The organism is Natrialba sp. INN-245 (assembly GCF_009807105.1).
In the GTDB taxonomy this organism is placed as follows: Archaea; Halobacteriota; Halobacteria; order Halobacteriales; family Natrialbaceae; genus Natrarchaeobius; species Natrarchaeobius swarupiae.
Window position 1 is genome coordinate 416,933 of record NZ_WUBV01000017.1, and the last position, 13,661, is coordinate 430,593.

13 protein-coding genes are annotated in these 13,661 nt (G+C 63.4%); 8 read left to right on the plus strand and 5 right to left on the minus strand.

Annotated elements, in window-relative coordinates; translation table 11 throughout:
- The first annotated feature begins 273 nt into the window (after positions 1 to 273).
- The gene (locus GRS80_RS06910) at positions 274 to 2,643 is read left to right on the plus strand and encodes a PAS domain-containing sensor histidine kinase (protein WP_160046904.1); all 2,370 of its coding nucleotides are present in this window, start codon (positions 274 to 276) and stop codon (positions 2,641 to 2,643) included.
- A 146-nt stretch (positions 2,644 to 2,789) separates the two neighbouring features.
- On the opposite strand, the gene GRS80_RS06915 is transcribed toward GRS80_RS06910, so the two are convergent.
- Together GRS80_RS06915 and truD are read right to left on the minus strand one after the other, a co-directional pair.
- Positions 2,790 to 4,658 carry a PAS domain S-box protein gene (locus GRS80_RS06915; RefSeq protein ID WP_160046905.1) on the minus strand — a complete coding sequence of 623 codons (1,869 nt, stop codon included), beginning with the start codon at positions 4,656 to 4,658 and terminating at the stop codon, positions 2,790 to 2,792.
- A gap of 383 nt (positions 4,659 to 5,041) precedes the next feature.
- Complete coding sequence (truD, locus tag GRS80_RS06920) at positions 5,042 to 6,403, minus strand: tRNA pseudouridine(13) synthase TruD (protein ID WP_160046906.1); 1,362 nt, start codon at positions 6,401 to 6,403, stop codon at positions 5,042 to 5,044.
- A gap of 227 nt (positions 6,404 to 6,630) precedes the next feature.
- Between truD and GRS80_RS06925 the strand changes: the two genes are divergently transcribed.
- Positions 6,631 to 6,852, plus strand: coding sequence for a hypothetical protein (locus tag GRS80_RS06925; RefSeq protein ID WP_160046907.1), 222 nt, complete (start codon positions 6,631 to 6,633; stop codon positions 6,850 to 6,852).
- 162 nt (positions 6,853 to 7,014) lie between these two features.
- Positions 7,015 to 7,371 carry a hypothetical protein gene (locus tag GRS80_RS06930; RefSeq protein WP_160046908.1) on the plus strand — a complete coding sequence of 119 codons (357 nt, stop codon included), beginning with the start codon at positions 7,015 to 7,017 and terminating at the stop codon, positions 7,369 to 7,371.
- A gap of 42 nt (positions 7,372 to 7,413) precedes the next feature.
- Here GRS80_RS06930 and pth2 read toward each other — a convergent pair whose 3' ends face one another.
- Entirely contained in the window at positions 7,414 to 7,752 is a 339-nt protein-coding gene (pth2, locus tag GRS80_RS06935) for a peptidyl-tRNA hydrolase Pth2 (RefSeq protein WP_160046909.1), read from the minus strand.
- Positions 7,753 to 7,894: 142 nt separating this feature from the next.
- Here pth2 and dcd point away from each other — a divergent pair, with 142 nt between their 5' ends.
- Positions 7,895 to 8,497 (plus strand): dCTP deaminase, encoded by a 603-nt coding sequence (gene dcd / locus GRS80_RS06940; protein WP_160046910.1) that lies wholly within the window; start codon positions 7,895 to 7,897, stop codon positions 8,495 to 8,497.
- A gap of 135 nt (positions 8,498 to 8,632) precedes the next feature.
- Here dcd and GRS80_RS06945 read toward each other — a convergent pair whose 3' ends face one another.
- Complete coding sequence (locus GRS80_RS06945) at positions 8,633 to 9,196, minus strand: OsmC family protein (protein ID WP_160046911.1); 564 nt, start codon at positions 9,194 to 9,196, stop codon at positions 8,633 to 8,635.
- 219 nt (positions 9,197 to 9,415) lie between these two features.
- On the opposite strand from GRS80_RS06945, the gene GRS80_RS06950 reads away from it, so the two are divergent.
- A complete protein-coding gene (locus GRS80_RS06950; protein ID WP_160046912.1) occupies positions 9,416 to 10,315 on the plus strand; it encodes a thiamine-phosphate synthase family protein in 900 nt (299 codons plus the stop codon).
- A gap of 17 nt (positions 10,316 to 10,332) precedes the next feature.
- Positions 10,333 to 11,109 carry a methyltransferase domain-containing protein gene (locus GRS80_RS06955; RefSeq protein ID WP_235019659.1) on the plus strand — a complete coding sequence of 259 codons (777 nt, stop codon included), beginning with the start codon at positions 10,333 to 10,335 and terminating at the stop codon, positions 11,107 to 11,109.
- A 57-nt stretch (positions 11,110 to 11,166) separates the two neighbouring features.
- Here the strand turns inward: GRS80_RS06955 and GRS80_RS06960 are convergent, their stop codons facing one another.
- On the minus strand, positions 11,167 to 11,577 hold the full coding sequence (locus tag GRS80_RS06960; RefSeq protein ID WP_235019660.1) for a thioesterase family protein: 411 nt from the start codon (positions 11,575 to 11,577) through the stop codon (positions 11,167 to 11,169).
- A 270-nt stretch (positions 11,578 to 11,847) separates the two neighbouring features.
- Between GRS80_RS06960 and GRS80_RS06965 the strand changes: the two genes are divergently transcribed.
- Complete coding sequence (locus tag GRS80_RS06965; RefSeq protein WP_160046913.1) at positions 11,848 to 13,329, plus strand: NCS2 family permease; 1,482 nt, start codon at positions 11,848 to 11,850, stop codon at positions 13,327 to 13,329.
- A 69-nt stretch (positions 13,330 to 13,398) separates the two neighbouring features.
- A complete protein-coding gene (locus GRS80_RS06970; RefSeq protein ID WP_160046914.1) occupies positions 13,399 to 13,644 on the plus strand; it encodes a glutathione S-transferase N-terminal domain-containing protein in 246 nt (81 codons plus the stop codon).
- The last annotated feature ends 17 nt before the right edge of the window (positions 13,645 to 13,661 follow it).

The following is a 13,661-nucleotide window of genomic DNA, read 5'->3' on the forward strand; positions in this document are numbered from 1 at the left end:
GATCGAGTGTGGGACCACTCGTCGTGTACTCCGATTTTTCGTGTACCCTTGACCACACGGCGTGTTGAACTGAATGGCCGTGAGTTGGGCGGTCGTCACCCAGTTGGGACGGCGAGACCCGTCGCAGTCGTGGCTCCGGCCAGAACATTCATCGGTGCCGCTCCCTAACCTGTAAGATACAGTAACTAAAGTGAGTTTTGCCGCATTATATGGACATGAGAGCCGATTTACGACCGGAACTGGATGCCGTAATGATGGAGGGAGACTCTACTGATGATTGATAATACTGCCGACATACTCTCGTCGCTTTCGGCGCGTTCCCTTCTCGAGGCGACGGATCAGCCGTGTCTGGTCGCGACGGCGACCGATCGGCGGATCGTCTGGGCGAACGAAGCTGCAGGGGCCTTGTTCGACCGGCCGGCGGCGGAGCTGACCGACCGATCGTTGCTCTCGGTTCACCCGGCCGAGGAGCGTAAAGCGTACCGGCGCGCACTCGCAACTGAGGGGAAAGTCGAGCGACTGCCAGACGGATCATCCCCTTCGGTCGAGTGTGGTGACGGACGCAAGCGGGTGAGTGTCCGAACGACTCGCGTAGATCACGACGAGGGGCTGGTCGTCCGATGGTTCGACGTTCACAGCGACGGCGACGAGCGATACGCGGACAGTGACGAGAGTACCGGCGGAGACGGTCCGAGCCACGCGGATAACGGGCCGCCTGCGGGAGTCGCGTCGGTCGACCGACCGTTGTCGATCGGAGAAACAGGACACACATCCGAGGCTAGCTGGTCGCAACTCGATGCAGTCGAACGGCGATCACACCTGTTCGAGACGCTCCAGGAACTCGTCGACGTCGGCGTTTGGCTGTACGACGTCGAGTCGGAGTCGCTGTGGTGGAGCGACCACGTGTTCGAACTGTTCGGCCGATCGGCCGACGACGAGTCGGTGTCTCACCCCGACCTCGAGGAAGCACTCGAGGGGTTTCACCCGGAGGATCGGTCGACGGTCAGGGAAGCGATCGAAGGGGCGATCGAGGACGGCGAGCCGTACGACGTCGTCGTGCGGATCGTAACCGACGACGGCGAGACTCGCTGGGTTCGTGCCAAAGCCGAGTCTCGGTTGGTGGGCGATATCGACGCCGGCTCCACTTCACTGATCTGTGGGACGATCCACGACGTCACCGACAGGAAGGCTCGCGAGCGCAAGCGAGAGCGAGACCGGGAACGGCTCGAGGTGCTGTTCGACGAATCGCCGAACGTGATCATCGTCCACGACCTCGATGGCAACGTCATCGACGTCAACCAGAAACATCTCGAGAACCTGGGCTACGACCGAGAGGAAGTACTCTCGATGCACGTCACCGAGTTCGAGACGGGGACCTCGAGGGAGGAACTCGAACAGCTGTGGCGGGAGATGGACGTCGGCTCGCATCGGAAGCTGAGAGGTCATCACAGACGAAAGGGCGGATCGACGTTCCCGGTCGAGGTCTGGTTGAACAAGATCGAGATCGACGGCGAGGAACGGATCCTGGCCGTCAGTCGCGACATTTCGGAGCGAAAGCGCAGGGAGCGAAAACTCGAACAGTTCCGCAAGGCGATCGAATCGGCTGGCCACGCGATCTTCCTGACCGATCGAGAGGGAACGATCGAGTACGTCAACCCTGCCTTCGAGGAGATCACGGGCTACGCGGCAAGCGAGGCCGTCGGCGAGACGCCGTCGATTTTGAACTCCGGACGGATGGACGAACGATACTACCGGGAACAGTGGGAGACGATCCTCGCGGGCGAACAGTGGGACGAACAGATAATCAACCGGCGCAGATCGGGGGGGACGTACCACGCCCACCAGACGATCGCCCCGATTACGGACGGGGACGCCGAGGACGAGGATGAGGGGGGTAGTGACGGCACCGACGGTGGCCCCACCGTGACCGGATTCGTTTCGATCCAGACGGACATCACCGAACGGATCGAACAAGAACAGCAGCTGAACACGCTGGATCGCGTCCTCCGACACAACCTCCGGAACGGACTCAACGTGGTCAACGGGCACGCGGAGGTTATTCAGGCAGATGGCTCCGACGACGCCAAATCTCACGCAACGGCCATCCTCGAGAGCACGACCGAACTCCTCGAGACTGCGACCAAGGGGCGGAAGGTGACGACGGTGCTTCTCGAACCGGATCGGAAGAAACCGATCGACGTCGCCGCGGCCGTCGAGAACACGGCCGCGGCCGTCGCCGACGCGGAGCCAGAGGCGGACGTGATCGTCGACGCGCCCAGTCAGGCGGTTGCGACCGCCACGGAACGGATCGCCGACGCCGTCACGGAACTGCTCGAGAACGCGATCCGTCACACCGATCGGGAGCGCCCGAGCGTTACGGTTTCAGTCGACGTCGACGAGACGGTTCGAATTCGCGTCGCGGACGACGGTCCCGGAATCCCCGAGATGGAACGCGAAATTCTCGACGAGGTCAGGTCCGAAGACGACCTCTACCACGGGAGCGGGCTCGGCCTCTGGTTCGTCTACTGGGTCGTCCGCAAATCCGGCGGTCAGCTCGAGTTCGAGGAGAACGACCCGCGCGGGAGCATCGTGACGATCAAACTCGATCGGGCACGCTCGAGCAAGGGGCTCACGTCGGGATAGGGCACGGGACGACTACAGCATTCGTTGTGCCTTCGACGAAGGAAAGAGCACTCGAGCGTATCCCCGAGCGGGCTGTGGTGTCTCCGTAGGACAGACCGGGACGTGGAAACGTGTGTCCCGACGAAACGCCCCCTCGCGGGTCGAACTCAGTGTCGTTGGTGAGCGTCTGCAGGCCGGAACTCGAACCGCGCGCCGCCTGTCGATCCCTCGGTGACCGAGACAGTGAGGCCGTGGGCGTTGGCGATCTGGTCGACGATCGCGAGTCCGAACCCGGTGCCGCTCTCGTCGGTCGTATAGCCGCGTTCGAGGACGGTTTCGCGATCGTCGGGCGCGATTCCCGGCCCGTCGTCTTCGACGTAGAAGCCCGCGACTCGCTCGAGGGGGCCGACCCGGACGTCGACGTCTGCTCCGGCGTGTTCGACGGCGTTGCGAAACAGGTTCGAGAGGAGTTCTCGCAGCCGGGCGGGATCGGCCTCGACGGTCGTCTCTTCGACCGACAGCGAGGCGTCCGCTGCGTCGACCTGTCGCCAGGCGTCCTCGGCCGTGGCCTCGAGTGAGACTGGTTCCGGATCGAGGACGAGTTGTCCCTGTTCGGCCATCGTGAGGAGGTCGTCGATCAGTTCTCGCATCCGATCGACCGTCTCCGAGAGGTTCGAACAGGCCTCGAGGACGGCTGCAGACTCGACGTCGTCGTCAGCCGTCTTCGCGACGTGTGCCAGATTCTCGAGGTCGCCCTCGAGCAGCGTGAGCGGATTTCGCAGGTCGTGTGCGACCGTCTCGCCGTACTGTTCGAGTCGCTCGTTCTGGGCCTCGAGTTCCGCCCGGTAGGCTTTGAGCTGGCTCACGTCACGGTTGATCGCGACGAAGCCGTCGATATCGCCGTCTCTGTCGGTGATTGGCGCGATCGTCTGGTCGACCGCGAAGTGACTCCCGTCTTTGCGCTGGTTTATTACCTCTCCGTGCCAGACGCCACCCTCGAGGATCGTTTCCCACAGTTCCTCGTAGAACGCGTCGTCGTGTTCGCCGGAGTTCAAAATTGCCGGCGTCTCGCCGACGACCTCGCTCGCCGCGTAGCCCGTGATCTCCTCGAAGGCCTCGTTGGCGTACTCGATCGTCGCGTCGACGTCGGTGATGAGGACGCCGTGGCCGGCGTGTTTGACGGCGCTGCGGAATCGCTCGAGTTCCTGTTCGCGTTCCTTGCGTTCGGTGACGTCGCGGTTGATCGCGACGTAGCCGTCGGTCGATCGGCCGTCGGTGATCGGGGAGATCGTCTGGTCGATCACGTACTGAGTGCCGTCTTTGCGCTCGTTGATCACCTCGCCGTGCCAGACGTCGCCGTTGCGGATGGTCTCCCACAGCTCTTCGTAGAACGCGTCGTCGTGTTCGCCGGAGTTCAAAATCGCCGGCGTCTCCCCGAGCAATTCTGACTTCTCGTATCCCGATAGGTCGCTCATCGTCGGGTTAGCGTAGGTGATCTCTCCCGTGTCGTCGGTCACGAAAATCGCGTGCCCGGCGTCCTCGATCGCGTCGTAGAGTTCGTCGAGCTGGCGTCGCTGTCTGGCGATCGTCACGCAGTGACGGATCCGGTTGGCGAGTAGATCGTATCTGGCGTCACCGGTGTCTTTCTGCAGATAGTCGTCCGCCCCCTGCCGGATCGCCCGACTCGCGACCGCTTCCGATCCTTGCCCGGCAAACATGACGAACGGCAGGCTCGGGTACGCGTCCGTGATCATCTCGAGGAACGCGAGCCCGTCGGCCTCGGGCATCTGGTAGTCGCTGACGACACAGTCGACGCTCTCGTCGTCTTCGAGGTGGTCGAGTGCCGCTGTCGGGCGCGTAACGGTTACCGTCTCGAAGCCGTGTTCGTCCTCGAGATAGTCCGCGACGAGCTGGATGAACGCCTCGTCGTCGTCGACGAGCAACACCGTCGGCGTCTCCGCGAACCCCGACGAATCGTGGGGAAGCGAATCGATCGGCGTCGTGGTCCGTCTGACCGAGGAGTGAAACGGTGTCATCGGTTACTCGCCGGCGTGTGAGCGGGTTTGCGATGACTGATACGGTCTGCGATGACTGATTTCCGGTCGATCGCACGCCGGTCTGCGATCGACCGGTAACGACTCATCGCGGTCCGTATGACTCCCAGTCGACCGCCCGCCGGTCTGCGACCGACCGGGACTGAGACATAGCGGTCCGAACGGCAGGGTGGTCGGCGACTCGGGCGATGGCTGGTGTCACAGGTCGGCTGGCAGAGTCCTCCCATCTATTTATACCGGCCTTTGTACCGGCCTCGTATGAAGACACCGGCTACGAACCCAACCAGCCGCGACGGCGCGTCTCGCTCGAGCCGATCGCCGAGCCGAACTCTTCGATTCGAGAGGTCGAGGACGCGAGCGCGAGATCAGCCGAGCGAAACGGGGTCGACCTTCAGATACTCCCGGGCAACCACGGTCGCGTACGACCCCTTCGGGAGCGCAAAGGACAGCGACAGCGGCTCGACCTCGAGATCGAGGTCGGTCCGAACCAGGATCGCCCGACGGGTCCCACTGGAGTAGAACTCGCCAGGGAGATCGAAATCGGCGGGCCCGAGGTCGAGGTCCGCGAGCACATTCCGTTCGATTTTGCCTTGCTCGCCGTCGGCGAGTTCAGTCTCGGTCCCCACGAGCGGCGCGGTGACGAACGCCCGGCCGCGCTCGCAGTGGCGCGTGACTGAACGCAGGCGACGCTCGTCGACTCGCTGGAGACGGTCCGTATCGGGCAACTCGAGCTCGTCGGGGGCGTTGGTGTCGGCGAAGCAAACGACGTCCCCCGCGACGGGTTCGTCGAACGAGAGCCCGCGCTCGAGGCGTTCGGAGAGCATCAGGTTGAACGCGTAGGACTGGGCGGCGTGGACGAACAGCCGCTGGAGGTTCGAGGGGACGCGCTCGAGTGCGGCTCGAAAGTCGTCGGGACCGGGTTCACCGTCGCACTCGGCGAGTTCGTGCAGCATCGAGCGTTCGTACCGCAGACGGTTGGGAAACCGCTCGAGGGCCTCTTGCCAGTCACGCGTTTCCTCGACGAACGTTCTGGCCTCCTGTGTTCCCTCGGGTTCGGCCTCTGTCGGACGGCCCAGATACGCCATCACTGCGCCCTCCCAGTCGCCGCGGACGATCTCGAGGCCGACCTCGTGGGTGATGGGGCGGCGGCTGCCGAAGCGCTGCTGGCCGAAGAAGTTGGGGACGCCGACGGACGTTCCCGCTGTGTCCTCGGAACCTGGAGCGTCCTCGAGGCCGCCGAACGCTGCTAGTTCCTCAGTAATTTGTGCGGCGTTATCGGGACGGTCGGGATCGGTGACGACGAGCGTGAAGGCGTTGCCCGCGAGGTCGCCGAACTCGAGGTTCCGGCCGGCGCGTCCGAGCACCTCGAGGTCGGCGCCATCGACGTCGGGCAGGTCCTCGGGGTCTGCGCCGTAGACCGAGAACAGCTGTGTCGTCACGGCGTACTTGTCCTTCGTGCCGGCCCAGTTGACCCGCTCACGGGAGATGCCCAGCGCGTCGGAGAGGCGGGCGGCGAAGTCGTTCGTATCCCAGCCGCGAAGGGTCGCCCGGAAGACGAGGTGGGGGTAGGCGTCGGTCGGGGCGTCGATCGGTTCCGTTTCGAATCGCTCGAGTTCACGCACACAAAACTGTTCGTCGTCCTCGCGCAAGCGGCCGCCGACGCCGTCGGCGTCACTGACGTAGTAGTGCATGCCGACGGCCTGCTCTGTGGGATGTGCCGGGCGCATTCGTGGGACACTCCGGGCCGCCGGCGCAAAGAGTCGGCGGTTCGGGCCGACCGGCGCGCTCTGGCGCGTCGTGGCTTATCCACAGGTCGATCGGGGTCAGATCGGAGATGGAGTCGACGGGCCGTATCAGCCGCCGACAGTCGAGTTCGGCGCGCCGACACGGTTATTATCGCTGCTGACTTCCGGACGTCACGAGATCGAACCGGTCTCGATCGACTCGTGCTATCATGGATTCGAACCCCACTCGGACGAACCGAACTGAAGCGACGACCATCTTCGAAACGGAACTGGAACAGCTCGTCACCACGGCGTTCGCTCGAGGCGCCAGCATCGAGGCGACCTGGGAGATCGCGACTCCCGTCTCGGACGCTCCCGACTGGCTCGTCACGGTCGAAAAGCGACCGACGAAAACGAACGGGGAGTTCGAACCACAGTTTCTCGAAGAATAACACGAACGGATGTCACTCAGAACAACTGATGTGTATATTCCGGCCAGTAAAGCGGGGAAAAGATTATGAGCGTTGCGGACTAGCCAGAACTGTACTCTGCTGAAGTCGGAACGCGAGAGTTGTCGGTATCCGGGTGCCGTGTAGGTGAAGTACGGAGAGACCATGAAGCCACAGACACGCAATCCCAACGGCGGAGAGACAGACACACCGCAGATTGATGCCACGGATATGTTCGACATCTTCTCTGCAAAGCGCCGTCAGTACGCCCTCGCGTATCTCACCCAGAAGCCAGCGGCGATTCCGATCGGTGACCTCGCCGAGTATATCGCACTCACGGAGGGAGAACCCTCCTACGATCGATACGAGCGGATTCTGACCGATCTCTACCACAATCACCTGCCACGGCTGACCGGACTCGGAGTCGTACGCTACGACGAGGCCGAGGAACTCGTCGAGCTCGCGGTCGATCGGTGTGTGATCACACCGTATCTCCGGCTTACAGATCACGCAGACGCGTAATCGAGTGTTTTCGGACCGGGAATCGGCTTCGGTTTCCAGAACTCAGAACAGGGAGAGATCGCCTGTAACCCGATCGATCCGGTCGTCCGCCGCCGGGCCGACGGCCAGCGCGGTCACGGTGCCGGGCTCGAGTTGGGTGTGTCCGGCGTCGCGGACGACGGCGTGTGGAATGCCCTCGCTGTCGGCGATCGCCGCGAGTTCGTGGAGCTGGCGCTCGCTTTCGCCTTTGAGGACGACTTTCTTCTGTCCGCCGCGTTTCCACTGATCTCGAAGCTGGCTGTCGGCGTTCTCGTATGCGGACAGCGACGCGTGAGCGACCTGTGCGGCGAGTTTCCCCTGACCCATGCCGATATCGGTTCGGGCGACGATGGCCTGTTTCATGACCGAACGGACGCGGCCGTCGAGTATAATCCCGGTGATCCGACTCGCGGGCTACCCCGCCGGGGACTGTCGATTGGGACGCCGGTCGCGGGCCACAACGTTTGGTGGGGTTTTACGACGGCCCGATTCCACTGACCGCCTAATGATCCTCTCCGACGCGGACATCCTGAAGCGCCTCGAGGACGGCGATCTCGTCGTCGATCCCATAGACGACCTCGAGTTACAGATCCAGCCGGCGAGCGTCGACCTCCGACTGGGACGGGAGTTCCTCGAGTTCCAGCGGACGAACATCCCCTGTATCCATCCGAACTCGGAACGGGAAGTCGACGAGTACGTGACCGAGACGGTCGTCGAGGAGGGCGACGATTTCATCCTGCATCCGGGCGATTTCGTCCTCGGGACGACGTACGAACGGGTCGAGATTCCACCGGACCTGATCGCCCACGTCGAGGGACGGTCGTCGCTGGGACGACTCGCCGTCGTCGTGCACGCAACTGCGGGGCTCTGCGATCCGGGGTATCGGGGTCAGATCACCCTCGAGCTGTCGAATCTCGGAACTGCACCAGTCGCCCTGACGCCGGGCATGCGCATCTCACAGCTCACCTTTACCGAGCTCAAAACCGAAGCCGAACGCCCCTACGGGAGCGAGCGCGGATCGAAGTACCAGGACCAGGACGGTCCACAGGCCTCGCGCATCCAGAGCGACGACGAGTTCGGCGGCGACCAACTCGAGCGCGAGGAGTGAGACGGTTTACTGTCGATCAGTTCCGGTGAGACCACGACCCCGACAGCGGTCTCACCGGTACATCGCGACCGTAATCCGTATGAGACGGACCCGTCGAATCGAGCCATCGGTAAATAGTCGAGGTGATCCGTCGTCTCACTCCGCGACGAGCCGCGTTTCGAGCGGGACTTCGTTGGTGATGATGTCCATCAGCGGCGAGGTGGCTTCGACGCGGTCACGTAGCTCTGCCAGCTCCTCGTCCGTCGCATCCGCGTCGAGGTACACCGTGCAGTCGATCGATTCGTATCCGGGACGAACGTCCTCGGAGATTCCGAGGAAGCCGCGCAGATCGACGTCACCTTCCATTTCGAAGCGAAGACTCTCGAGTTGGATATCCATCGCTGCGGCGTTCGCTGCGTACCCGACGCTAAGACAGGATCCGAGTGCGCCCAGCAGCAGTTCGACGGCGTTCGGGCCCGTCCGTTCACCGAGAATCTCCTCGGGTTCGTCGCCGTCGAGTGTGAACTCCCGGGTAGAGATCGTTTCTCCCGCCTGATCGAACTCGTCGATCGTCGTTGTGGCCTTGAGAGCATCTTTCCACTCGCTCTCGGCCCGGAAGCTGAACGCCCCGGCAGACGAATCGTCGCTGATCGCTTCGATTGCCCCTTCGAGAGCCGGAACGTCGACGCCGTTGACTTCGGTCTTTTCGGTGGTTGCCATGTGGATCACCACACTGCTGTTCGTCGTGCGAGGAGATAACCTAGCTAGTTACTGACTAGCAATGCTGGTAGTCCGGTGGTCCGATAGATCGTCCACCGAAACCGATCCGAGATACCAAATCGGAGTCTCCGTGCCGGCTGATCCCGTCCGGTGCCAGCGGAAGCGGTCACCGGCGGACCCACAAGTTATTCCCGGTGAGGCCGTAGGAACCGGTAAGAGATGCAATTCGTCGAAGAGATCGTCGTCGACGAGTTCCTGCCGACGGTGCGCTCGATGCTGGCCGCAGCGCTCCGCGAGCGGGGACTCACCCAGAGCGAAGTCGCGGAGATGCTCGGGATCAGCCAGAGCGCCGTCTCGAAATACGCCCACGGCGACGTGACGACCAACGACCGCGTGGTCTCGGACGAACGAGTCGAAGCCCTCGTCGAGGAACTCGCAGACGGGCTGGCGGCCGGTGACGTGACACCCGTTCGAGCGTTGATCGAGATCGAAATTCTCATTCGAGAACTCGAGGGGGGTGGAGACCTCCTCGCACAGCTCCACGAAGAGGCCGTCCCCCAGCTCGCGGAACACGACTCGAGCTTTCGCGTCCACGACCCGGAAAACGAGCTCCGAACGAGCGAGCGCGTGCTCTCGTCGCTCCGGCGGGGGCTGCGCATTCTGGAGAACGCGAGCGGCTTTACGACGTTGATCCCCGCGGTCGGCTCGAACCTGGTCGCCTGCACGCCGGGCGCGGAGGACGTCGACGACGTCGCCGGCGTGCCGGGCCGAATCTTCGACGTCAAAGGGCAGACGACGGTACCGGCGAGCCCGGAGTTCGGCGTCTCCGAGCACGTCGCGACCGTGTTGCTCGCAGCGAGATCCCGCGGCGCGGAGGTCTCGGCGGCGATCAACGTCACCTACGACCGCGAACTGCTCGGGGCACTCGAGGAACGCGGCCACGTCGCCGCCGAGTTCGACGAGTCTGAGGACATCGCCTCGAGCGTCGCCGTCGCGATCGGCGACGAGCCAGACGCGACGGTGCTCTACCAGACCGGCGGGATGGGGATCGAGCCGCTGATCTACGTGCTCGGTTCCGACGCCGAGTCGGTCGCAGACGACGTCCGGTCGCTCTCCTGAGACGGATCGAGTAACACATGACCCTCGAATCGATGACTACGGAAGGCACACAGGAGTTCTACGGTCGCTGGGCAACCCCCTACGACGTGATCGCCCGCCGGACGCCGGGGATCCCCCGTCTCCGTCGGCGGGTGGCTGCTGCCTGTCAACTCGAGCCCGGCGACACCGTCGTCGAGATGGGGTGTGGGACGGGCGCGAACCTGCCGTACCTGCGCGAGCGGGTCGGTCCCGAGGGGACGGTGGTTGGGATCGACTTCACCGGCCCCGTCCTCGAGCGGGCGCGGGAGGCGACCGCTGCGTACGACAACGTACACGTCCTTCGCGCCGACGCGACGACGCCGCCGCTTCCCTCGAGCGACCGTTCGGCGGCAAGCGACGACGAGGCTTCGGTGGACGATACCGGGCGGAGCGACGTGGAGGCCGCTGGGGTCGATCCAGGCCCGATCGACGCGGTTCTGGCGACGTTCGTCGTCGGCATGCTCGAGGACCCCGCCGGCGCGGTCGACAACTGGTGTGAGTTCGTCCGACCGGGCGGGCACGTCGTCCTCGCGAACGCCGCCCGAAGCGACGAGTGGTACGCGCCGCCGGTCAACGCCGTCTTCAGGGCGATCGTCGTCCTCTCGACGCCGCCGACGGCGAAGCTCCGGTACGAAGACGATCCCCACCTCCGTCTCGACGAGCGGATCGACGCCGCACACGCTCGCCTCCGTGAACGATCGGTCGCCGTCGCCGACGAAACGCACGTCTTCGGAGTCGTTCGGCTTACCGGCGGACGACTACCGGACTCGGAGTAGCGGATCCGGTGGGATCGGTGTGGAAGCGACGCGAATCGTCTCGTACAGCAGACCGTCTCAGACGTCTGACTCGAGACCCTCGTACTCGGCGATCCGCGTTCGAACGTCGTCGGGGTATGGCACCGACCGGTTCGTCTCGGGATCGACGTAAACCATCACCGTCTGGGCGGTCGAGACGACGTCCCCGTCGACGCGGATCTCGTAGTCCATCGTACAGCTCGTCTTCCCCAGTTCGGAAACTCGGAGGGCGACGACCGGCTCGTCCCCGAGCGTGATCGGCTGCTCGTAGGAGATCTCGAGGTTCGCGACGACGAACGGGAGGTCGTCCTCGGCGAGGTCGAACAACTCGCCCATGTATGCGACGCGGGCTGCCTCAAGGTAACTCACGTAGACGGCGTGATTGACGTGATCGAACGGGTCGAGGTCGCGGTATCTGAGCGGAACCTCGACGGTGAACTTCTCGGTCATCGTCTCGTCGAACGGAACTGCGGGAAAAGTACGCTCCGGTTCCGAGGGAAGTTTCTCACGATCGAACTCCTGTGGCAGTTCGGTCCGAAGAGCGAACTACCCTGTCAGTATCATCCATCCTCGGACCGGTCGTGACGACCGACACGGTCGGGTCACGGCCACCGGCCAAGGTGTTCACACACCCGCATATATTCACGTGCTTGTATACCGAAACCGGAGCCAGGACAAAAACTTTTAAACCGTCGCTCTATCTATGCTCGAGCATCCAACATGGGGGCATCCGATCCGATCGCGAACTACTTCGGGTTCGACGAGTACAGCACAGATTACGGGCGGGAGACGCTCGCGGGCGTGACGACGTTTCTGGCGATGGCGTACATCATCGTCGTCAATCCGGCGATTCTGAGCGATGCGATCCTCTTCAACCACGAGACCGGTGAGTTCGAGTCAGAGACGGTGATAAACGGGACGGCTTACACCGGTGCCGAGGTCGTCCAGATGCTCACCGTCGTCACCATCCTCGCGTCGATCGTCGCGATACTGGTGATGGCGCTGTACGCCAACCGGCCGTTCGGACTAGCCCCGGGAATGGGGTTGAACGCCTTCTTTACGTTCACCGTGGTCGTCATCCTCGGCGTTCCGTGGCAACTCGCACTCGCCGCCGTCTTCGTCGAGGGGATCATCTTCATCGCGCTGACCGCGGTCGGTGCCCGAAAGTACATCATCGAACTGTTTCCCGAACCCGTGAAGTTCGCCGTCGGGGCCGGTATCGGTGTCTTCCTGCTGTTTCTCGGGCTACAGGAGATGCAGGTCGTCGTCCCCTACGACGCGACCCTCGTTACGCTCGGTAACGTCCTCGAGAGCCCCGTCGCGGCGCTCTCGCTGGCCGGTCTGTTTCTGACACTGCTGTTGTACGCACGCGGCGTTCGCGGATCGATCGTGATCGGTATCGTGACGACCGCGATTGCGGGCTGGGGGCTCACGCTCGCCGGAATCGTCACGCCGGGCGTTCTCACGCCCCCCGGATCCTACGAACAGGCGACGAACGACGGGATCCTCTCGATGCTCCTCTCCGTCCAGTACGACTTCACGCCGCTGTTCTGGGGCTTCGTCGAGGGGCTCGGCATGATCACCGACGATCCGATCATCTTCGTTCTGGTCGTCTTCACGTTCTTCTTCGTCGACTTCTTCGACACCGCGGGGACGCTCATCGGCGTCTCCCAGATCGCCGGCTTCTTAGACGAGGAGGGTGACCTCCCCGACATCGAGAAGCCACTGATGGCCGACGCAGTCGGCACCACCGTCGGTGCGATGATCGGAACCTCGACCGTCACGACGTACATCGAATCCTCGACCGGGATCGAAGAGGGCGGTCGGACCGGGTTTACCGCACTCGTCGTGGGCGTGCTGTTCTTCCTCGCGTTGCTGATCGTTCCGATCGTCCAGGCGATCCCGCAGTACGCGACCTACCTCGCGCTGGTCGTCGTCGGCATCATCATGTTACAGGGTGTCGCCGACATCGACTGGCAGGACCCCGCGTGGGCGATCAGCGCCGGGCTGACGATCACGGTGATGCCGCTGACCACGTCGATCGCAAACGGCCTCGCGGCGGGGATCATCAGCTATCCGCTGGTCAAAGCCGCGATCGGCGACGCCCGTGACGTCTCGCTCGGCCAGTGGGTACTCGCGGTCGCGTTCGTCGTCTACTTCGTCGTCTACTTCGCCGTCGAGGCCGGAATGGTCGTCTTCTGATCGAGACACGACCACCGGCGTTCGACACCGACCGATGCGCTCTTAGGTTTCAACCGGCTACCACGTCGTATGTCAGATATCACGATGTACGATCTCCCCGGCTGTCCGTTCTGTGCGAAAGTCCGCTCGAAACTCGAGGAACTCGACCTCGAGTACGACGTGATCGAAGTTCCACGCTCACACGGCGATCGGACGGAAGTCGAGCAGGTCAGCGGACAGACCGGCGTCCCGGTCATCACTGACGAAGCGAACGGCGTCGAAGGAATGGCCGAGAGCGACGATATCGTCGAGTACCTCGAGGAGACGTACGCCTAAAAACCGTACACTGTGGG